The organism is Natronorubrum sp. A-ect3 (assembly GCF_041821125.1).
GTDB lineage: Archaea > Halobacteriota > Halobacteria > Halobacteriales > Natrialbaceae > Natronorubrum > Natronorubrum bangense.
In genome coordinates this window covers 982,127-1,003,260 of record NZ_JBGUBB010000001.1, presented here as the reverse complement: position 1 = coordinate 1,003,260, position 21,134 = coordinate 982,127, and the positions used below count along the sequence as shown (strand labels likewise).

The 21,134-nt window shown below is 60.5% G+C and carries 20 protein-coding genes; 4 read left to right on the top strand and 16 right to left on the bottom strand.

Annotated features, from left to right (window positions below; genetic code table 11):
• Positions 1–16: 16 nt before the first annotated feature.
• From ACERJA_RS05050 to ahaH, 10 genes are all read right to left on the bottom strand, one after another.
• Positions 17–751: a V-type ATP synthase subunit D gene (locus ACERJA_RS05050; RefSeq protein WP_373607168.1), complete on the bottom strand. Its 735-nt coding sequence runs from the start codon at positions 749–751 to the stop codon at positions 17–19.
• 147 nt (positions 752–898) lie between these two features.
• A complete protein-coding gene (locus ACERJA_RS05045; protein ID WP_373607456.1) occupies positions 899–2,512 on the bottom strand; it encodes a long-chain-fatty-acid--CoA ligase in 1,614 nt (537 codons plus the stop codon).
• A gap of 157 nt (positions 2,513–2,669) precedes the next feature.
• Positions 2,670–4,088 carry an ATP synthase subunit B gene (locus ACERJA_RS05040; protein ID WP_373607167.1) on the bottom strand — a complete coding sequence of 473 codons (1,419 nt, stop codon included), beginning with the start codon at positions 4,086–4,088 and terminating at the stop codon, positions 2,670–2,672.
• 2 nt (positions 4,089–4,090) lie between these two features.
• A complete protein-coding gene (locus ACERJA_RS05035; RefSeq protein WP_373607166.1) occupies positions 4,091–5,854 on the bottom strand; it encodes an ATP synthase subunit A in 1,764 nt (587 codons plus the stop codon).
• 4 nt (positions 5,855–5,858) lie between these two features.
• On the bottom strand, positions 5,859–6,188 hold the full coding sequence (locus tag ACERJA_RS05030) for a V-type ATP synthase subunit F (protein WP_373607165.1): 330 nt from the start codon (positions 6,186–6,188) through the stop codon (positions 5,859–5,861).
• The gene (locus ACERJA_RS05025; protein ID WP_373607164.1) at positions 6,185–7,252 is read right to left on the bottom strand and encodes a V-type ATP synthase subunit C; all 1,068 of its coding nucleotides are present in this window, start codon (positions 7,250–7,252) and stop codon (positions 6,185–6,187) included. Before ACERJA_RS05025 ends, ACERJA_RS05030 begins: the two co-directional genes overlap by 4 nt.
• Positions 7,249–7,830 carry a V-type ATP synthase subunit E gene (locus tag ACERJA_RS05020; RefSeq protein WP_373607163.1) on the bottom strand — a complete coding sequence of 194 codons (582 nt, stop codon included), beginning with the start codon at positions 7,828–7,830 and terminating at the stop codon, positions 7,249–7,251. Before ACERJA_RS05020 ends, ACERJA_RS05025 begins: the two co-directional genes overlap by 4 nt.
• A gap of 22 nt (positions 7,831–7,852) precedes the next feature.
• Complete coding sequence (locus ACERJA_RS05015; protein WP_373607162.1) at positions 7,853–8,116, bottom strand: hypothetical protein; 264 nt, start codon at positions 8,114–8,116, stop codon at positions 7,853–7,855.
• A gap of 5 nt (positions 8,117–8,121) precedes the next feature.
• Positions 8,122–10,335 (bottom strand): V-type ATP synthase subunit I, encoded by a 2,214-nt coding sequence (locus ACERJA_RS05010; protein WP_373607161.1) that lies wholly within the window; start codon positions 10,333–10,335, stop codon positions 8,122–8,124.
• Entirely contained in the window at positions 10,322–10,654 is a 333-nt protein-coding gene (ahaH, locus tag ACERJA_RS05005; RefSeq protein WP_006066302.1) for an ATP synthase archaeal subunit H, read from the bottom strand. Before ahaH ends, ACERJA_RS05010 begins: the two co-directional genes overlap by 14 nt.
• A gap of 157 nt (positions 10,655–10,811) precedes the next feature.
• On the opposite strand from ahaH, the gene ACERJA_RS05000 reads away from it, so the two are divergent.
• Positions 10,812–11,435, top strand: a complete 624-nt coding sequence (locus tag ACERJA_RS05000) for a methyltransferase domain-containing protein (protein ID WP_373607160.1) — start codon at positions 10,812–10,814, stop codon at positions 11,433–11,435.
• A 36-nt stretch (positions 11,436–11,471) separates the two neighbouring features.
• Here the strand turns inward: ACERJA_RS05000 and ACERJA_RS04995 are convergent, their stop codons facing one another.
• Together ACERJA_RS04995 and ACERJA_RS04990 are read right to left on the bottom strand one after the other, a co-directional pair.
• Positions 11,472–11,978, bottom strand: a complete 507-nt coding sequence (locus ACERJA_RS04995; RefSeq protein WP_373607159.1) for a type IV pilin — start codon at positions 11,976–11,978, stop codon at positions 11,472–11,474.
• Positions 11,979–12,050: 72 nt separating this feature from the next.
• Positions 12,051–13,250 carry a hypothetical protein gene (locus ACERJA_RS04990; protein ID WP_373607157.1) on the bottom strand — a complete coding sequence of 400 codons (1,200 nt, stop codon included), beginning with the start codon at positions 13,248–13,250 and terminating at the stop codon, positions 12,051–12,053.
• Positions 13,251–13,462: 212 nt separating this feature from the next.
• Here ACERJA_RS04990 and ACERJA_RS04985 point away from each other — a divergent pair, with 212 nt between their 5' ends.
• Positions 13,463–14,809, top strand: a complete 1,347-nt coding sequence (locus ACERJA_RS04985; protein WP_373607155.1) for a helix-turn-helix transcriptional regulator — start codon at positions 13,463–13,465, stop codon at positions 14,807–14,809.
• 404 nt (positions 14,810–15,213) lie between these two features.
• Here the strand turns inward: ACERJA_RS04985 and ACERJA_RS04980 are convergent, their stop codons facing one another.
• Complete coding sequence (locus ACERJA_RS04980) at positions 15,214–16,209, bottom strand: radical SAM protein (protein ID WP_373607154.1); 996 nt, start codon at positions 16,207–16,209, stop codon at positions 15,214–15,216.
• Positions 16,210–16,343: 134 nt separating this feature from the next.
• Here ACERJA_RS04980 and ACERJA_RS04975 point away from each other — a divergent pair, with 134 nt between their 5' ends.
• On the top strand, positions 16,344–17,474 hold the full coding sequence (locus ACERJA_RS04975; RefSeq protein ID WP_373607153.1) for a DUF373 family protein: 1,131 nt from the start codon (positions 16,344–16,346) through the stop codon (positions 17,472–17,474).
• Positions 17,475–17,560: 86 nt separating this feature from the next.
• Here the strand turns inward: ACERJA_RS04975 and ACERJA_RS04970 are convergent, their stop codons facing one another.
• The 3 genes from ACERJA_RS04970 to ACERJA_RS04960 form a co-directional block, all read right to left on the bottom strand.
• The gene (locus tag ACERJA_RS04970) at positions 17,561–18,403 is read right to left on the bottom strand and encodes a polyprenyl synthetase family protein (protein WP_373607152.1); all 843 of its coding nucleotides are present in this window, start codon (positions 18,401–18,403) and stop codon (positions 17,561–17,563) included.
• Between the two features lie 268 nt (positions 18,404–18,671).
• The gene (locus ACERJA_RS04965) at positions 18,672–19,625 is read right to left on the bottom strand and encodes an electron transfer flavoprotein subunit alpha/FixB family protein (protein WP_373607151.1); all 954 of its coding nucleotides are present in this window, start codon (positions 19,623–19,625) and stop codon (positions 18,672–18,674) included.
• Positions 19,622–20,413: an electron transfer flavoprotein subunit beta/FixA family protein gene (locus ACERJA_RS04960; RefSeq protein ID WP_373607150.1), complete on the bottom strand. Its 792-nt coding sequence runs from the start codon at positions 20,411–20,413 to the stop codon at positions 19,622–19,624. The genes ACERJA_RS04965 and ACERJA_RS04960 overlap by 4 nt, the downstream gene beginning before the upstream one ends.
• Before the next feature lie 205 nt (positions 20,414–20,618).
• On the opposite strand from ACERJA_RS04960, the gene ACERJA_RS04955 reads away from it, so the two are divergent.
• Positions 20,619–21,095 carry a TRAM domain-containing protein gene (locus ACERJA_RS04955; RefSeq protein WP_373607149.1) on the top strand — a complete coding sequence of 159 codons (477 nt, stop codon included), beginning with the start codon at positions 20,619–20,621 and terminating at the stop codon, positions 21,093–21,095.
• Positions 21,096–21,134: the final 39 nt, after the last annotated feature.

Below are 21,134 nucleotides of genomic sequence, written 5' to 3'. Positions count from 1 at the left end.
TGGGGCGCAAGCGGTCTCAGTCGCCGCCCGGAATGCCGCCCGCAGTCGACTGCTCCATGTCCGGCTCGGCCGTGCCTTCGTCTTCCGTCGCTTCTTCTTCTTCGGCTTCTCGCTCTGCTTTCTCCTGTTGTTCTTTCTTCTCTTTGATCTTCTTCAGGCGGAAGGTTTCCTCGCGTTCCTGTTCCTCGAGTTTCTGCTCGATGTACTCCTGGTTCTCGTAGAGGTCGGGCAGGAGTTTGAACTCGAGTGCGTTGACACGGCGCTTGGTGGTCTCGATCTCTTTGAGCATCTTCTTCATCGCCGTCTCGACTTCGGCGGCGAGGATGATGCTCTCCAAGAGATCTTCGTAGGCTTCGGCGGCTTCGTCGATACGGGCGGATGTGCCCATGATCCCGTAGCCACGCTGATCTAAGCTCTTCGAGACCCGCGAGGACTCGATCTGTGGGACGACGACGCCCATGATGTTTTTCGACTCGGTGGTGATCTCGGGGTGTTCTTGCAGTGCAGCCGCGGCCCCGCGAACGGCGACGTCGCCTTCCATGGCTCGAGCCATATTGATCTTCTTCTGGGCCGAGTTGTAGTCGTCGGCTAAGTCACCGCGGACGTCCTGGGCTTTGTCCAGGATGTCCATAAACTCCATAATCAGCCCGTCCCGTTTCTTCTCTAAGGTGCCATGCCCGCGCTCGGAGAGTTCGATCCGATCCTCGATCTCCATCAGGTTCTTGCGGGTGGGCTTGACGTCCTTGGCCATCTTGTGGGGGGATTGAGCCCCCAGTCGGATAACTGTTTACAGTTTTTTGCGTCGTAAGCCGGTGCCACGCCTCGACGGCTCCCCCCTTGCCATGCCTCGAGTCGAATCGCCGCTGTCGACGGGCTCAGCCGCTCGTTGGAAGCGGCGTTACCCCTGTCCGACCATCTGGTCTTCGTCTTCCCACTCCTCCTCGCGGAGTTCGTACTTCTGGACCTTCCCCGTCGCCGTCGTCGGCAGCTCCTCGACGAACTCGATTCGGTCGACGGTCTTGTAGCTCGCGAGGTTTTCACGGGTGAACGCGACGAGATCATCTTCGGAGACACCGGGCTCGTCGGGGTCGCCACTCGTCGGGACGACGAACGCCTTCGGCGTCTCGCCCCACTTCTCGCTCGGTGATGGGATAACCGCCACATCCGAGACCTCGGGGTGGTCAAACAGCGTGTCCTCGAGTTCGATACTCGAGATGTTCTCGCCGCCGGAGATGATGATATCCTTTTTGCGGTCCTGAATCGCAATCATGCCGTGTTCGTCGACCGTCGCGAGGTCGCCGGTGTGGTAGTATCCCTCGATGCGGTCGGAGAAGGCCTCCTCGGTCTCTTCGGGCTTGTTCCAGTATTTTTCCATGACCTGGTTGCCCTTGACGACGACCTCGCCGATCGATTTGTCATCCTGGGTGACGTCCTCGCCGTCCTCGTCGACGACGCGAATCTCGGTCCCGAGGAACCCAAGCCCCTGGCGTTTCTTGACCGCGAACCGGTCGTCGCTGTCCGCTTCGAAGTGTCGACCGGCGTCGGAGGTCGCGATCAGCGGCCCCGTCTCGGTCGCCCCGTAGACGTGTTTGAGATACCACCCGAACTCGTCTTCGATAGTCCGGATCGTCGCTTCCGGCGGCGCACTTCCCGCAGTTGCGATTCGAACGTCGTTTGCACCGCTCGTCTCGATGTCGTTGTCGCCGTAGTAGTCGATCAGCATGTTGAGCACCGTCGGCGCGGCACACATATAGGAGACGTCCTCCTCGCGGACGGTCTCGAAGATCAACTCGGCGTCGATCCCGCGGGTACAGACGTGTTTGGCCCCCATGCCAGTGATAGCGTAGATGTGCCCCCAGCCGTTGACGTGGAACATCGGCAACGTCCACAGATAGACGTCGTCGTCGCTGATTCCCTGATGGGTCGTTGTCAGATAGGCGTGGATCGTCTCTCCGCGGTGGGTCCGACAGACGCCTTTCGGATCGCCCGTCGTCCCCGACGTGTAGTTGATCGTGATAATCTCCGATTCGTCCATCTCCGGACGGTCGTACTCCGTCCCGGCGTCCTCGAGGACCGCGTCGAACGCCTCCCACTCTCCCTCGACGGCGTCGGCGTCGTTCGTAATGAACGTCTCCGTCGGCACCTCCTCACGGATCGGCTCGATCTTCTCTGCGTACGCGTGGTCGGCGTAAATCACGTCGACACCCGCATCCTCGAGGATGTATCCGAAGTCATCGGGGGTCAGTCGATAGTTCAACGGCGTGTGGACCGCGCCGATCTGCATCGAGCCATATGCGGCCTCGAGATGGTAATGTGTGTTCGGATCCAACACCGCGACGCGATCACCCTTCTCGATTCCACGGTCTTGAAGCGCTGCCGAGAACCGGTCGGCTCGCTCGCCGAGTTCGTTGTACGTAAACCGTTCCCCTGTCGTGGCGACAACCGCCTCATTGTCCCCGTAATGCGTTCGTGCCCGGTCTAAGAACTCCGGCACGAGCAGTGGCTTGTGCATACGTGTCATATTCTGCCACCGGGTATACGATTGTTTCGATATGCTACCTCCCAGTCATATTTTCAGACCGACACGCACTCGCTCAGGAAGAGAGATCTGTCTCGACAGGTCGTGTCCATCGATAAAAAAACGGCTTCCGTGGGAAACAGCGGTGGGCTCAGTCGGCCTGAACCGCTTCGGCTTCCTCGGCGTCTTCGCGGTAGTGCTCCTCGATGAGGTCCTCGTCGATACGGTTGAGCGCCTCTTTCGGGAGATCCGACAGCAGATCCCAGCCGAGTTCGATCGTATCGTCGATCGAACGGTTGGTATCGTACCCCTGCTCGACGAACTCCGTCTCGAAGCGGTCTGCGAAGTCGAGATACTTGTTGTCCAGTTCGGACAGCGCCTCGCGACCGACAATGTTCACGAGGTCGCGCAGGTCTTCACCCTCTGCGTAGGCAGCGTACATCTGGTCGGAGACGTCAGCGTGGTCACCGCGGGTGAGACCCTCACCGATCCCGTCGTCCATCAGCCGCGAGAGGCTTGGCAGGACGTTGATCGGCGGCTCGATACCCTGACTGTTGAGGTCCCGGTCCATCACGATCTGACCCTCGGTAATGTAGCCGGTCAGGTCCGGAATCGGGTGGGTGTCGTCGTCGCCGGGCATCGTCAGGATCGGGATCTGGGTGACCGATCCTTCCTTCCCCTCGATTCGACCGGCACGCTCGTAGAGCTGTGCCAGGTCAGTGTACATGTATCCGGGGTAGCCACGCCGACCCGGAACCTCCTCACGTGCGGCACCGATCTCACGAAGCGCCTCACAGTAGTTCGTGATGTCAGTGAGGATGACGAGCACGTGGTAGTCCTTCTCGAAGGCGAGATACTCGGCCGTGGTGAGCGCGAGTCGCGGCGTGACCGTTCGCTCGACTGCGGGGTCGTCCGCGAGGTTCATGAAGACGACCGATCGCTCGAGTGCACCCGTGCGCTCGAAGTCGTCCATGAACTCGTTTGCCTCTTCTTGGGTGATTCCCATCGCACCGAAGATGACTGCGAACTCCGAACCATCTTCGTCGTCGCCTTCCTCTTCTTCTGGCACGGTTGCCTGCCGGGCGATCTGGAGTGCGAGTTCGTTGTGTGGAAGTCCGGAGCCAGAGAAGATCGGCAGCTTCTGGCCACGGACCAGGGTGTTCATCCCGTCGATACCGGAGACACCGGTCTGGATGAACTCTTCGGGGTACTCCCGGGAGAAGGGGTTGATTGCTTCGCCGACGATGTCTTCACGGGATTCGGGGACGATCTCCGGACCGCCGTCGATCGGCTGTCCGGACCCGTCAAGCACCCGCCCGAGCAGATCCTCGGTGACGGGCATCTTCATCGTCTCGCCGAGGAATCGAACGGACGCGTTGCGGTCGATACCGCCCGTCCCTTCGAACACCTGGATCGAGACGAGTCCCTCGCTCGATTCCAGCACCTGTCCGCGGAGTGTTCGTCCGTCGTCGGTTTCGATTTCGACGATCTCGTCGTAGCCGACCGGTTCGTCGACTTCGGCGAACACCAGCGGGCCGCTGATCTCAGTGATTGTCTGGTATTCTTTCATGGTTAGTACAGACTCCGAATCTGTTCTTCGAGATCCGATTCGAGTTCGTCGATGAACTCGTTCCACTCATCGGACGTGTTCATCCGGTTCAGGCGCGGCGTGGCATCGACATCCTGAATCTCCTCGACTGGGACGCCTGCCTCGAGTGCCTCGAAAGCTTCGTCGTTGAACGTCTTGATCGCGAGAAGCATCCGGTAGGTCTTTTTCGGTTCACAGTAGGTGTCGACGTCGTGGAACGCGTTCTGCTGGAGCCATGCCTCACGCAGGTAGCGTGCGACTTCCAGCGTGAGCTGCTGGTCTTCCGGCAGCGCGTCCTTGCCGACGAGCTGGACGATCTCTTGGAGTTCGTCCTCTTCGTCGAGCACGTCGACGGCCCACTGACGAACCTCCGGCCAGTCTTCCTCGACGTTCTCTCGGAACCACGGGTCGAGTTGCTGTCGATACAGCGAGTACGACTCGTTCCAGTTAATCGACGGGAAGTGTCGTCGTTCTGCAAGGTCTGCGTCCAGTGCCCAGAACGTCTTGACGATACGCAGGGTGTTCTGTGTCACTGGCTCGGAGAAGTCACCACCAGGTGGCGAGACAGCGCCAATCGCCGTCACCGAGCCTTCGGTCCCGTTGATGTTCTGGAACTTGCCGGCACGCTCATAGAACTCCGAGAGCGAGGCGGCCAGATACGCTGGATACCCTTCTTCGCCGGGCATCTCCTCGAGTCGGCTCGAGATCTCACGCATGGCCTCTGCCCACCGGGAGGTGGAGTCGGCCATCAGTGCGACGTCGTAGCCCATGTCGCGGAAGTACTCCGCGATGGTGATTCCCGTGTAGATACAGGACTCACGGGCTGCGACAGGCATGTTGGACGTGTTCGCGATGAGACACGTCCGAGACATGAGCGGTTTGCCGGTTTTCGGGTCTTCCAGTTCTGGGAAGTCCTCGATAACCTCGGTCATCTCGTTGCCACGCTCACCACAGCCGACGTAGACGACGATGTCTGCGTCGGCCCACTTGGCGAGTTGGTGCTGGGTAACCGTCTTTCCGGAGCCGAACGGGCCGGGAATCGCGGCCGTCCCGCCTTTGGCGATCGGGAACAGGCCATCGAGGATGCGCTGGCCACTGACCAGCGGCACCGTCGGCGTTTCCTTCGTATCAGCAGGACGGGCCTGTCGAACCGGCCACTCCTGGTGCATCGTGATCTCCTCGCCGGAGTCGAGTTCGACGATGACTTCGTCGACCGTGAACTCGCCGCTCTCGACCGACGTCACTTCGCCACCCTCGTAATCCGGCGGCACCATCACCTTGTGGGTGATGCTTTCGGTCTCGGGGACTTCGCCGACGATGTCACCGGAGCCGACGGTGTCGCCTTCGTCGACGGTTGGGGTAAACTCCCACTCCGTCTCGAAGTCGATACCGGGGGCGTCGACCCCACGGTCCAAAAAGGCCGTTCCCATCTTCTCCTCGAGGACGTCGAGTGGACGCTGCACACCATCGTAGATGGCGTCCAGCACACCCGGTCCGAGGTCGACGCTCAGGGGCTCGCCCGTGTTCTCGACGGGTTCGCCCGGTCCAACGCCGGAGGTTTCTTCGTAGACCTGAATTGTGGTCAGGTTCCCTTCGATCTCGATGACCTCTCCCATCAGCCCTTCGTCGCCGACGTAGACGACGTCGTTCATCCGGGCGTCGAGGTCCGCGGCGGTCACGACTGGACCGCTCACGCTTTCGATTACACCGTCTTCGTCGACGGTTTCGATGTCTTCTGCCTGGCTCATAGTGTTACTCGCTGTCTTCTTCCATTAGGTCGATACCGATCGCACGCTTGATCTGGTCGCGCAGTCCGCCGCCACCGGTTCCGCTGCCGATGGTGACGACGACCGGTTCGACGCTCGTTTCGACGGTCTGGCGCACGTTTCGCGACAGATACTCGAGGTCGTCGTCGTGCATGACGACGATCCCGACTCCCTCGTCATCGAGGACGTCCGTAACGGCATCGTCGAGCTCCGCTCCTTTGTCGTCGTCCGGGACGTTCTCGAACCGGCGGACGCCCGCAAGACGGAAGCCGGTCGTGAACTCCGGACTGCCAACAACTGCGATTTCCTGGCTCATAGGATCACCAGCTCTTCTTCGATCTCGCTTTCCTCGAGGCCGACCTCTCGACCGCGCGCGATCGCACGGATGTTTTCGACCTCACGTTCTTTCGCGAGGATGTACGACAGCACGGCCGAGACGGAGGCCGGGTAGATGCTCGAGAGCGTATCCGCGTATTCGAGCAATGCAGCGTCTAGTGCGTGCTCGAACTGGATAAGGCTGTCAGCATCGCGCAGCCGATCCATCGCTCCGGAGAGTCGCTTGCCGTAGCGTTTGTTCTCGCCGATGTGATCGACGAGCGCGTCGTAGTCGTTGACGAGACGGTTCAGTTCCGACTCGCCGAACAGGACGCCGCCCTCGATGTAGTAGGACGCGGGGTCGAGGTCGGCACCGCTGCGAGCGAGTCGCAGGGCGTTCCGGGCGTTCCGGAAGTCAATCTCAGCCTGCAGGAACTCGACGTACTTCGCCTCCGGTCCCTCCTGGGGCTCGGCTACCGGACCGCGGGAGAGATCGTCGAGCAAGTGCTCGTAGAACTCTCGGTCCAGTGCGTTCTCGAGCGGGACGAGCGCACCGGTCTCTTCGAACTCCTCGTAGGCGTCGGAGAGGGGCTCGTAGTAGATCGTCCGGTTGAGGACTTCGATTGCGTCCTCGATCGTGTCGACCTCGAGCACGCGATCGATCGTTGCTTCCTCGAGTTCGCCGGCCATGATCAGGTCCGTCCGGATCTCCTCGGGATCGGTTTCGGTGTAGATCCCGCGAATAATCGTTTTCAGGTTCCAGACGTCGAACTTTCGCAGGTAACGCGAGATGAGGTCGTACAGCCGTCCGCTCGACCAATCAAGCAGATCATGGAAGTGTTTCGCGAGATTCCGGTTCAGCGCGTACTCGATCAGGTCGACTCCCGAAAAGCGCGCGCCAAGTTCGTTGATCTCGCGTTCGTACTCCGATTCTTCCATGAACCGTGCGATCCCGCTCGGCCCCATCCGGATCAGCTTCCGATAGTCTTCGTCCGCGAACAGCGAGGCTCGGCGTGACCGAACGCGAGCGTTCACGTATTCCGGATTTGAGGCACCTACACTCATTGCTCGAAGAGTTGGTTGCTGATTGTCCGGAGGTTATCTTCCCAAACGTCCTCCAAGACCGAGTCAAACGTGTTGTTCACTCGGACTCGGGACTGCTCGCTCTCGACGACGACGCCGCCGAGGCAATCGTACTCTCCGGCGAACGAGTAGCCGTCGTACTCTTCGAGAATCTCCTCGAGGAGTTCCTCGTCGCTGGCACGACCGTAGACACTGACGTCGTCGCCAGCGTCGAACTCGTCGCTTGCGCCCTCGAGCAGAGTCTGTGTCAGCTCTTTGCGGCTGTCTCCCTCGAGGGAAGCGAGCTCGTCTTCGACCTGGTCGTGAACGTCGCTGAGGACGTCACGGCGGGCCTCCAGACGCTTCTGTTTCGCCTCCAGCTTGGCGCTGGAGAGTCGCTGTTCACGCAGCTGCTCGATCTCGCGCTCGACATCTTGTGCTGCGTCGTCGACGATCTGCTCGGCGTCCTCCTCGGCGGCCGATTCGATCTCTTCGGCGCGCGCTTCGCCCTCAGCACGGATGTCCTCCGCACGCGCGTGGGCTTCTTCTCGAATGTCTTCTACGACTGTATCCAAACTCATTGGTAAGAGAAGGGGTGCGGTTTTAGACGACGAAGACGACGACCAGTGCCAGGATCACGAGCGTCTCAGGAAGGACGGTCATGATCAGACCTGGGACGAACATGTCGTCGTCCTCGGCGATTGCGCCGACTGCGGCTGCGCCGATACCACGTTCTGCGTATCCTGCTGCGAGTGCGGCGAGACCGACTGCGATTGCCGCAGCACCCTCGTTCTCGAGGGTTGGGCCGCTCATTTCTTCTGCTTGCAGTGCGAGTTCCGCCAGTTCTGGTGCGTTTTCAATTGCCATGTTAGTTAGTCCTCACTGTGGTTTCGATCGGTTCCGAACGGTTCGTAGTTCTTTCCACCGCCTTCATAAAACTTCCCAAAGAACTCCACGTACTCGAGCCTGATACCCTGTAATCCGGCACTTGTGATACCAAGTAGCAAGACTACGATGTGGCCAACGATCAGCACGAGCACACCGACGATGAACGCCCCGATCGCGGTGACGCCATCGCCCATGTGGAAGAGTCCTTCGAACATTACCTCTCCATCTGCCGGGCTGTATCCGGTCCAGGGTGCCAGGAAGGGCCGGTCGCCCTCCGCCGTCTGGATCCCACCGAACACGAGCAGGTTGACGACGAACGCCATCCCACCCTTTGCGAGCAGGACTGCTGCCATTCGGGTGTAAGAGACGACGTGCGCGAACGGGATCGCGAACTCGGCGAGTTCGACGGGGTCACCGAGTGCGAGCAAGACGACTCCGATAATGACCAACAGGAACGGCAGGGTCAGCTCGAAGCCGCCTGCAATCGGCAGTTCGACGAGCGCCATCATCGGGAAGCCATCGAAACCGAAATCGAAGGCTGCGCCGTCGAACGTGGTAAACAGGAAGTCGGGTTTGACGTCCGCTGCCTGTGGTGTGAACACCCAGATCCAGATCCCGTTGAGCATCAGCATCCACGAACCACTGTGGGTAAGCGCTCCCCAGAGGCCGTGGCCGTGCTGGATGTTCTCGACGAAATCCAGGATGTAGCCGATGTTCAGATGGATGATACCGAGCAGGAGGCTCACGATGAGCCATCCTAACGCGAAGTCAAGCGTGGCTGGTGAGAGTCCTTTATCTCCCAACGGCGGCCCACCGTCTCCGAAGACGATGTAACCGAGTTCGTGCGTTCCGAACACCTCTCCGAGCAAGAACCCAAAGAGGATGGTGAACCCACCACACCACATCGCGATACCACCGAGACTCGTGATCCCGGGGCTATCGAAGCTCTGGTACATGTAGAACCCGATCAGCACGTACAACAGCCCGTATCCGATGTCACTGATCATGAACCCGAAGAACAGCGGGAACGTCAGGAACATGAAGATCGTCGGATCAAGTTCGTTGTACTTCGGTCGGTTGACTGCCTGAACGAGCGTTTCGAACGGTTTGGCAGCCGACGGGTTCTTCTGAATCGTCGGTGGCTGATCGTCCATCGTGACGGTCGAGCCACCGTCGGTGACGGCTTTCTGCTGTTTGCCGTCGTTTTCCGTGTCCGCTGTTGGCTGCTCGTCGTCTGCAACCGTTTCGTGGTGTGAGCCACCGTGTCGGTCGTAGCTCGCGCGCTCGAGTTCTTCGATTTCGACACTCTCACCGACTGCCTTCTCGAGTGTCGAGACGAGTCGCTCGTACTCATCGCTGGGGATCCATCCCTCAGCGATGAACGCGCGATCCGTCGTCGCGAACTGCAGCGGTGCTTCCGCACGCTGTACCTCGATGGTCAGTTTCTCTTCGACGCGAAGGAGGAAGCTGGCTTCCGCCTGCTTGATCTCCTCGAGTTCCGCGTCGATATCTTCGATTTCGTACTCGAGTTCGCGTTTGCGTTCCTCGAGTTCCTCGACGTACGCACTTGGGGTCTGTTCAGTCTCCGGCACCGGATGCCGGGTGAACTCGATCCCAACGAGCGCATCGCCGAGCGGATCCGAGCCGGCGTCATCGGTGGGCGCAGCCACGATAGCCACGACGTCGCCACCGGTGAACAGCTCGAACGCTCGGATATCCTCAGATGCGTCGACGGCTGCTTCGATCTGGTCCTGTGGACCTTCGCCGACGACGACAGCGACCGAGTCATACCCCGACAGCAGGTCGAGGTCGATCCCAAGCTCCGCGAAGGGAGCGACACGGGAGATCTTCTCGTTGACCTGTCGAAGCTCCTCGCGGACCTCCGCGCGCTGGTCGTCGAGTTCGTTGACTCGGGTTCGAATCTCCTCGATTCGGTCTTCCCAGTCGTCTCCGAGCGTCCCCGGATCGGCCTCGTCGGCCGACAGCTCCAGGGTACTCTCGAGTGCTCGGACGGTCACCAGCTTCTCGGAGGCGTCGTCGGCACCCTCGATCGGGTTACCGTTGTCAAAGCCCTCCCAGGAGCCGTCGTAGTCCGAGAGATGGACCAGGTTCAGTCCGTGTACCGTCTCGATGACCGTGGGCATGACGCCCTTGGATCCGGTCACCGAGACCTTGCTCATCCGTTCAGGTCTGAGCATGAACGTCCTCCTGGAACAGTTCGACGACGTGGTCGGTCACTTCGTCGACACGGTTTTGGGCACGCTCGGCAAGCGCCTGGCGTTCCTGTTCACCGTCCTCGAGGACGCGTTCGCTTTCTGCATCGATCTCCTCTCGCGCCTCCTCGAGACGGCGCTCTTTGAGATCCCGCGCTTCTTGTTCCGCTTCCGTGCGAATCTCCTCGGCACGTTTCCGGGCCTCGGCTATTCGCTCGTCGCGGTCGTTTTGTGCCAATGCGACGATCTCGTCGGCTTCCTCTTCCGCCGACTTTATTCGTTCGAGAACCTCTGGCCTCGGCATACTCTAAGCAAACAGATGTTTACCAGAGCGCGTATATGGTAGTTGCGAAAGTCGTTCAGTATTTTCGGGGCGAGTCTGGACATTCCGAATCGATCCATTGCGGTTTCCATCGCCCGGAACAGCAGACATATCCCGGTCCGGTCGAAACGACTGCATAATGGGAATCCTCGAGAACAAGGCCCGGGCTCGACTGTTCTATAAGTACCTCTCGAAGGTCTACGACCAGATCAACCCCTTCATCTGGAACGAGGAGATGCGAACGGAGGCTCTCGAACTGCTCGATCTCGAGAACGACATGACCGTTCTCGACGTCGGCTGCGGCACCGGCTTTGCGACTGAAGGCTTACTCGAGCACGTCGACGAGATCTACGCGCTCGACCAGAGCGAACACCAACTCGAGAAAGCCTACGCGAAGTTCGGCAAGCGCGCACCCCCCGTCCACTTCCACCGTGGCGACGCCGAACGGCTGCCGTTTGCGACGGACACGTTCGATGTCGTCTGGTCGTCCGGCTCGATCGAGTACTGGCCGAACCCAATTCTCGCGCTCCGGGAGTTCCGTCGCGTACTGAAACCCGGTGGGCAGGTGCTCGTCGTCGGTCCGAACTACCCCGACAACATCCTCGCACAGAAACTCGCCGACTCGATCATGCTCTTCTATGACGAGTACGAAGCCGACCGAATGTTCAAAGAAGCCGGCTTCGAGGACGTCAAGCACATGTTCCAGGGTCCGTCCTACGACCCCGAGGTTGCGATCACGACGATCGGGCGCGCACCCGAGTAACGGCGGTATACCTGCATCACTGCGTTTTTCCGGCTGTTATTTTGCCGTCGCCTCGAGCACTGCGATACGAGTGTCGTCCACGGCGAGCGTGACAGTGACTGTGTCCCCGGGATCGATCGTCGGGTCGTTCGTGTCGGCAATCACGAAACTGCCACGCTCGCCAGCCCGCCATTCGGGATCGGTTGCCGAGTTGAACGGGCCAGTTGGCGTTCCATCGAATCCGCTTGCACCGACGAACGGGACGGGCGGCTGTTCGATCAGTTCCTGCTCATCGACAGTGATCGTCACAGACAGCTCCGAGACGTTGATCGGGTCGCCGCCGACGTGTTCGATCGTGATCCTCGAGGGCTCGCCATCGACAGCGAGGTCGAACGCTGCAGTCGGGCCACTTGACTCGAGTGAGATTGCGCCGACGCCGACGGCGACGACAGCCGCCAGAGCGACGGTGAGCGCAAGCAGAACGACGAGCCCGACGACTGGGCTGATCCCGCGGTGTGACCTCGAGTGAACAGCTGGTGTCTCTGTGCTCGGACCTCCGCTCACGCACCGCTCTGGTCGCCCGTTCCAATATAAACATTCGCTCGAAACACGCGTGCCGCGTTGTGTCCTCGAGGATTAGTTGCCGACGGTGAGTTCGATACGCTCGTCTTCAGTCGTGACTGCCAGCTCGTACGACTCGGCCGGTGGAACGAACCAGATGGTCCCTTCACTGTCAGTCGTTCCGATCTCGAATCCATCGACTGCAACCGTCGCTGTCTTGGACTCGTTGGTTGCGTCAGTCACCATCAGTTTGGCAGGTCCGTTCGCTGGCGTCTCGTTGAGCGAGAGTCGGTAGTCGTCGCTGGACCAGATCGTTTCAGTCTCCGTCGGCAACGAGGTGTGACTCAGCTCCTGTACTTCTCGGTACACCTCACCCGTTCCACCGTCGAGATACGCCTCGAGCTGGCCCTGGTCGTGTGAGGCTTCGATATGATAGAGATTCACGTCAGTGTGCTCTCTTGCCCCTGCTGACTGTCTGTTTTCGAACACCCACGGGTAGAGTTCGCCAGCGTACTCGTAGGCGTCGGAGATATCATCGAAGTCGCTTCCCCAGGCCGCCTCGCGATTATCGAATCTGGTCGCCTCGCGGACGTAGTTGCTACCGATCAGTGAGAGTGTATACCCCGTCTCTGACGTTTCGACGGTGACGATTGTTCCGTCCTCGATACCGTTAGCTGCCGACTCGAGCTGTGCTCGAACCGGGGTTCGATGCATCTCGAGTGCGTCTTGCTGGTCTTGGATCGACAGCGAGTAGCCGGAAATTCGGTCCGTTCGGTCGTCGAGATGATCGAGTGCATCCGAGAGGACTGCTGCCTCATTGTGATTCCGGAGCACGAGCTGGAGGAGTTCCGTCGTCGACAGCTGGCCCGCGGCGTGGGCTTCCACGGCAGCCTCTTCTCGCTCCTCGAGTTCGTCTGCTCGATCGAGTATCTGGTCGTACGCGTCGTCGACCATCGCCTCTCGTTCATCCGCACCCGCATCGTTGAACTCGCGATCAAGGATCGTATACGTGGTATAATCAGTCCGCAACTCGTCGTCCGTACTTTGGAGTACCACCCCAAGGTCGGCGCCGTACCGCACAGTCTCGCTTCTGATCTCTCCCTCGAGAGAGAGGCGATTGGTCGTCGCCTCGGCTGCGTCGTCGTCGGTCGTCTGCTCCTGTTGTTCAGCCTGCAACTGGGCTTGCATCCCATCTCCGGGACCCGCTGCGACCGGAATCGCGACGAGCGAGAAGACGAGAAGCAACGCGAGGAGGGCGGAAGTCGCGCTGTTCATCGAGCCACTGTATGAACTCTTGATACAAAAGCGGGTCGCACTCGGACGTGCTGGAATAATAACTCTTTGTTCGAGTTCAGCGGTGTCTTACGGCCGCTTCGTCTCGATTCGAAACTTCGTTCTCGCTGCGGAGACTGTTCACAGCCGATGGTAAGACTTTATTTTTCGATGGAAAGTGTTTTTTCCCCCGGGGGACCACCCTGTTGGTACGTATGCGGGTATCCACCGCCATTGCACTCGCCCTCACAGCCCTCCTCGCGACATCCCTGTTTGGGGCGGTGGCCGCCACACCGGCTGTAGCCGCCTCCGGACCCGAACAGACCCAGGCGGCGCCAGTCGCTGATCGGCCACTGATAGATTCCGCTTCAACGACACTCTCACAGACCTCCGCAACCGCACCAACTCTCACAGCGACCCAATCTGCGCTCGATGACACCGACCCAGACCAGGTTATTCGGATCTCTGTCGATGACACCGGTGACGCACAGTGGACCATCGAGAGTCGCTTCCTCCTCACTGACGACGACGATGAGGAGGCGTTTACTGAGTACGCTGACGAGGTGACGAGCGGTCAACGAGATGCTGTGTACGATGTCCAGCAGTTCGAACCGTTCCGTCAGGACGCTCAGCAGGCGACCGACCGCGAGATGAGTCTCGAGAACGAAGGCTGGGACGAGCCACAGATCGTCTCACCCGAGGACGCGGGCATCAGCGAGCATATGCTCCCCGAAACTGACGAGGACGAGTCCGTTCGTGTCGGCGTAATCGCCTACTCGTTTACTTGGACGAACTTCGCAACTATTGATGAGGATCGGATCTATTTCGGTGACGCTTTCGAGGCCGAGAGTGGTGTGTGGCTTTCGCTAACCGACACCCAGCGTCTCGTCATCGAATCACCGTCGAACTACGCCCTCGAGACGCCGACATCCCTCGAGTGGACTGGGCCTCACGAGTTCAGCGATGATGAACTCCAGATCGTCTTCGTCCGCAGTGCTGGCGCTGGCGGTGGTGTCGCGCCGGCACCTGCGATGTCAGAGTGGTTGATCGCTGGCGTCGTTGGGCTCATGTTCGCCGTCGGCATCGGGAGCTATCTTCTTGCGCGGCGGCCACAGGTCGACCTCCCACCACCGGCCGATCGGCTCCGCGAGCGTGTCATGGCCCTCGGCATCGTCCGTCGACTCCGTGCACGCACGGGAGACAACCAGTCCCATCCCGAGTCAGGGACGACGGATACCGACGGAGGTTCCTTCGAGACCACAACGAGCCCAGTTGACAATGCTCCACCCGGTGGAGCTGGCACACAACTCGAGTTCGAAGAGGAGTTCGACGACGGGATCGATCCAGAGCTCTTGAGCGATGAGGAACGTGTCCTCCGACTGCTCAAACAAAACAGTGGCCGGATGAAACAGGGCTCGATCGTCTCGGAGACCGGCTGGTCGAACGCCAAGGTCTCACAACTGCTCTCACAGATGGACGAAGACGATGAGATCGAGAAGCTCCGGATCGGCCGCGAGAACCTCATTACGCTTCCCGACGTCGACCCAACCGAGATCAACTGATCGGCGTTCACTCGGCGGGCGTCGTTCTCGGTGGAACTGATCTACCAGTTAAAATGAACGAGGACTTCAGCAGAGACGACTGACAGAGAGCGGGGCCACCAGAGCCCGCCGTTCTCGGAGTCGCTTACGAGTTGTTGGCTCGAGTGCCTGCTCTCTCCCGGGCCACACTGCTCGGCACGAGCGGGGCTCGCTTCGGCTTCGGCGGAAATCTGGAGCCGAAAACCAGTCGATCGCTGAGCCGACGGAGAATCGAGGAAACCGATTCGTCCGTGCGGGCAGGGAGAAGGTCAGGCCAACGGCGCTCGCTCGACGACCTGGCGCGTGTCCCTTTTTTCGTCGGATTCGCTTCGCTCATCCTCCTCTAAAAATCTACGCTCAAAAGCCACTCGCTCGCGGTCAGGACATCACACCAACGGCGTTCGCTCGACGACCTGCCCATCGTAGCTTGGATACTGCTCGACGATTTCGCCGTCCTCGAGGTCGCCCGCTTCGATCATCTCCTCTAAGAGCCACCAGGCGACTTCGACGTGGTTCGTTTTGACGGTGTAAAACTCCTCTGGGACGCCAAGCACCTCGAATCGCTCGGGGTCGGCGTACGTCTTGCCGTAGACGAGCGTGCCGTCGTCGGTGACGTCGTCGAACTCCCGACGGACGTTGCGGGCCATCCGTTTCAGCCGACGGCGGTGCTGGGCGGCGTCTTTGAAGACAGAGGTACAGAAGTAGACCCGCTCGTGGTCGCCCATCACGTCGAGGATGCCATCGCGGTCGTTGTCGACGGCGCTCATGTGGTCTTCTTTGAGTTCGTACCCTTCCTGCTGCATTCGGCGGTAGTTCCCATCGCTCATCTCGAACTCGTTGATATTACAGAACTCGGCAGCCCCTTCATCGAGGAACTCGAGGAACTCCGTTTCGGCGCGGATACCGGGAATCTCGAACGCGGGCGTCAGTCCTTCCTCACGGGCGATATACAGGATGTCTTCCCACTCGGTGCCATGAAGATCGCCCCACTGCTCGAGTGGCGGGTGGAACCGAATCTCATCGAGGCCGGCCTCCGAGAGGCGGCGCATGTTCTCGCGGCCGCCCGTGATGCCGGTGTAGAGGTGGGTGTGGTGGTCCTCGCCGAACTCGTCTTTGAGCAGCTCGAGGTAGTGACAGGTGCGCTCGAGGGCTTCCTGGGGTTCGCCGCCGGTGATCGAGGTCCCCAGTGCATCCATCCGGTGGGCTTCCTCGAGGACGTCTTCGTCGCGTTCGACCTGTCGCTCGTTAGCGTAGACGTCGGTAACGTTTTTGCGGTTCTCACCGAGCGGGCAGTAAAAGCAGTCACGCTGGTCGCAGTAACCGTAGACGAACAGCACCATCTTGCCACCTTCCGCGCACTGCTCACAGCCCTTCGAGATCATTCAACGGTACATACTGGGCCAACTCACAAAAGCCGTGCGAAACGACCGTGCCGGGCCTGTCGGCCTCGTGTGTCGGTGTCGCATTCTGTCGTCCCCAGAAGATGGAAATACCCTGCGCTCGAACGTGTGATCCAATGCTGTTGGTCCTCTGTGTCGATCTGGACGACGATCTTGGCCGTAAAACCGGCTTTTCGACGCCAGTTATCGGCCGCGAGTCGGCGGAAGCGGCAGCCGTCGCGCTCGCGACCGCGGACCCGGAGGACTCCGACGTCAACGTGATTTTCCAGGGGCTGCACATCTACGATGACCTCGATGCGCGCGACGAGAGCGTCGAGGTTGCTGTCGTCACCGGCAACGACGACGGCGACGTCAGCGCCAACCGCGAAGTCGGGGACGAGGTCGATACTGTCCTCGCAAGTCTCTCGACTGCCGAGGACGTGACCGCGCTCGTCGTCACCGACGGCGCACAGGACGAATCCGTTATCCCGATTATTCGCTCTCGAGTCCCGATCGATGGCGTCCGTCGCGTCGTTGTCCGGCAGGCACAGAACCTGGAGTCGATGTATTATACGATCAAACAGGTGTTGAACGATCCCGAAACGCGCGGGACCGTATTGATCCCGCTCGGTATCCTATTGCTCATCTATCCGCTTGCGTTGATCGGGACCGTCCTCGAGATGCCGGGATTCGTGCTCGGAACGACCTCAGCACTGCTCGGTCTGTATCTTATCTCCCGCGGGCTGGGGCTTGGTGATCGACTCGACGACGCTGTCGAGCGCGCCCGTCGGTCGTTGTACGCCGGCCGGACGACGCTACTCGCTTACGTTGTCGCCGCGACGTTACTCGTCCTTGGCGGTGTTAGTGGGATGAACACTCTCGAGGACGTACAGCACACAACTCATGGCGAGGTCGGTGTCCCAGTCATGCTCGCTGCAGTGGTCTACGGCTCGATCCAGTGGCTCGCTGCGGCGGGTGTGACGACCAGCCTCGGCCAGATCACCGACGAGTACATCGCCGGCACGCTCGAGTGGCGGTATCTCAACGCGCCCTTTTATGTCCTCTCGATCGCCGTCGTCCTCTATGCGGTGAGTGCCTTCTTCCTCGATGAGGTCGGGATCAGCTATCTCGCAGCAGCGCTGACGGCTGGCACGCTTCTGGGGATCGTGAGCACGCTCACTTTTGCCGTTGCTGAATCCAGACTGTCCGATGTGGGTAACGACGATCAGGAGACAGACGGCGAGACACGGCAACTGGGCCGCGTCTGATAGGAAGTATCGTAGCCAACCGGACGTTCCGAGGCCCGGCCGTCAGCGGTCTGTCGTTGAAGAACGCCGACGACAACCGCTCTGCGTTATCGCTCGCGCTCGACGACGAACTCCGCGAGTTCGACCAGGTAATCTCTTGCTTCCTGATCTGCGACCTCGACACGATCTAAGGCCTCGATCGCCCGATCGGACTCGGCTCGAGCGCGGTCGTTGGCTTCGTCGGCGGAGAGATCGGTCACCTGGACGACCGATGGTCGCTCCAAGGCAGCGTCGTGGCCGGTCGGTTTGCCCAGTTCGTCGGGGTCGGCGACCGCATCCAGAACGTCGTCTCTGATCTGGAAGGCGACACCGACCCGTTCGGCGTACTCGCCAAGGGCCTCGACAGTCACTGGGTCCGACCCGGCAGCGATCGCTCCGAGTTCGGCGGCAGCTCGGAAGAGTGCGCCGGTCTTCCGGCGGGCCAGCGTCATGTACTCCGCTTCGCTCTCTGGCTTTGCAGACAGCTCTGTCGCCTCACCGACCCCGAGTTCGACCATCGCCTCGGCGACGACCTGCATTGCATCAGGGTCGGCAGAGAAGAGGGCAAACGCCTCTCCAAGCAAGCCATCACTCGAGACGATCGCTGGGCCGTAGCCGAACTCGGCCCATGCGCTGGTCGTCCCTCGGCGCAGTTCCGAGCGGTCAATGATGTCGTCGATGACCAGCGAGGCGCTGTGGACGAGTTCGATGCCGACACCGAAATCGACCGCCTCCTCGGCGGACCCACCGACGGTTTCACAAGCTAACAGCGTCACCATCGGTCGGACGCGCTTGCCTCCCGACAGCGCTGTGTGGCGAACTTCCTCCCTGAGCGTGTCCGGCTCGAGGCCGTCGACCACCTCGACGAGACGCGCTTCGATCAGCGCCCGACGACGCTCCAGACGTTCCATTGCCAGCGCTTAGGACGGGGGTAAAAAGTAGGTGACGGATCACAATCCAGGTTTTCTCCTCGCACTCGTGTTTGTCACGCCCGTGTGAACGTCGACTGGCGTAGTACAACGCGCCTGTCGCCGCTCATGTAGACCAATCGAACGGTCCGCCCCGCTCAGTTCGACTCGTGGGACTCGCCGTTGGTTCTCGCCGTTGGTTCTCGTCGTTCGAATCGCTCGGTAATCACTCGCGAACCAGCCTCGATCAAAAAAGCTGCGAGCGATCCAGTTACTGGAACTGCTCGGTCAGCGCCGGCACGACATCGAAGAGGTCGTCGTGGATTGCGTAGTCGGCGATATCCATGATCGGTGCGTTGGGGTCCGTGTTGATCGCGACGATCGTATCGGAGCCTTTCATCCCAGCAACGTGCTGAACCGCACCGGAGATACCGATGGCGATGTAGACATCGGGGGTGACGACTTTCCCGGACTGGCCGACCTGCCGGTTCTTTGGCAGCCAGCCGTTGTCGACGATCGGGCGCGACGAGGAGACTGTCGCGTCGAGCGCCTCGGCGAGCTCCTCGATGAGTGGGATGTTGTCCTCCTCTTCGATCCCACGGCCGACGGAGACGAGGACGTCCGCCTCGCTAATGTCGACGTCGCCACCGCCGACTTCCTCGAAGCCGGTGACAGTCGAGCCGATCGCATCCTCGTCGATGTCTGCGTCGAAGGCCTCGATCGAGGCGTCGCCGGTGCCTTCGGCTTTAGGCCACTCGGCGCTTCGGATCGTGACAACGGCCTCGCCCTCGAGTTCGTTCGTCGTCTCGACTTTGCCACCGTACATCTCGCGGGTAGCGATTAGCGTCTCGCCGTCGGTCTCGAGACCGATCGCGTCGGTGACGATCGGGAGATCGAGCTCGTTGGCGACAGCAGGCGCGTAATCGAGGCCGTTGACGCTGTTTGGCGTGACGACGTACTGTGGGGCGAGCTCATCGTAGAGCTGCGTGATCGTCTGCGTGTAGACGTCGTGGTTGAACTCCTCGCCGTGATCGACGGTGTGGATGGCGTCGACGCCCTCTCGGTTGAGGTCGTCTGCAAACTCGTCGACAGTCCCGCTAATGACGGTCAGATGGAGGTCGCCACCGGTCTCGTCGGCGAGCTCTCGGCCCGCGGTGATGATCTCGTAGCTGACATCGCGCAGTTCGCCACGGCGGTGGTCGGTAACTGCAAGGACGTCCGTCATTGTGCCACCCCCTTCTCGCGAAGCAGTTCACCCAGTTCCGCGGCGGTCTCGTCGGCGCTGCCTTCCCAGACCGTCGCGTCGCTTTCGCTCTCGGGCTCGTACATGTCCGTCAGCTCGAGTTCGGATTCGACTGCGCTCTCGTCGACGCCGATATCGGCGAGACCCTGCACGTCGAGTTCCTTTCGCTGGGCCTGTCGAATCCCACGCAGGCTCGCATAGCGGGGCTCGTTGATCCCTGTCTGGATCGTCAGGACCGCGGGCAGATCGATCTCGGTGAGTTCCTCGACACCACCCTCGAGTTCACGCCGCACAGCGGCGACACCGTCCTCGAGGTCGTGTTCGAGGTGGTTGACGACGGCTCCCCACTGGGCGCCGATCTCTTCGGCCAGCGAAACGCCGGTTGCACCGAAGCTGTCGTCGCCGGCTTGCACGCCCGTCAGTACGAGGTCGGGGTCCTCTGCCTCGACGACGGCGCTCAGGATCTCCGTCTTCGCGTTCACGTCGAGCAGGTCGACGCCTTCGAGTGCGTTGTCCCAGACACGGATGGCGCGGTCGGCCCCTTTTGCGAGCGCCTGACGGATGGTCTGCTCGCAGTCTTCTGGTCCGATCGTGACCGTGACGACTTCGTCTGCGATTCCAGCTTCCTGGAGCTGAACTGCCTCTTCGACGGCGTAATCGTCCCACTCGTTGAGGTCGGCACCGAGGTACTGGTCTGCAATCTCAGTCCCCTCGATCTCGAACTCGTCTTCGACGGTCGCGACTTCTTTGACCGTAACGAGGATTTTCATCATCTATCACTGCAACGTCCGTACCGTAAACCTTTTCGAAACGCCCCGTCAGATGGGTTCCGTTCATTTACTAATTGTTGCGTATTGCTTCCGTTTGCATTGCGCATTCTACCGCGAAACAGATGGTTTTACCGGCGTTTTCGGTTGCGACGGTTTCGATTCAGAAGACGGAAACGGTTTAACGGCGCCGCTGGTAGTACACCGTATGGCAGACTGTCCACTTGCCGACGACTGTCCGAGCTTTTCAGAACGGATCTCTGGAATGGGGTGTCAACATTACGGTGACCGGGGTGGCAAGGAGTGGTGTAAACACTACAGCCAGCCGATCGAAGATCTCAAAACACAGCCAGTCAAATCCGGCCAAGAAGTGATCGTCGACGTCGTCGACATGCACGAAAGCGGGGCCGGTGTCGGTCGGACCGAGGACGGCTTTATTGTGATGGTTGATGGTGTCTTGCCGGAAGCGCGTGCTCGCGTCGAAATCACCCGCGTGCACAGCAATCACGCACGCGCGAAAGAACTCGAGTTGCTGCCGATGGATCCAGACGACGAGGCAGACTCCGACGAGACAGATTCTGCAGACGACGAGGGTTCGGACACCGACGCCGATGACGCCGACGAATCCGACGGAAAAACCCGTCGCGAACGGCTCGGAAGTCGCGATAACTTCTGGGGCTCGTAATCCTCGAGTGCGTTCCGACGAGTGGACAGTTCACTGGAG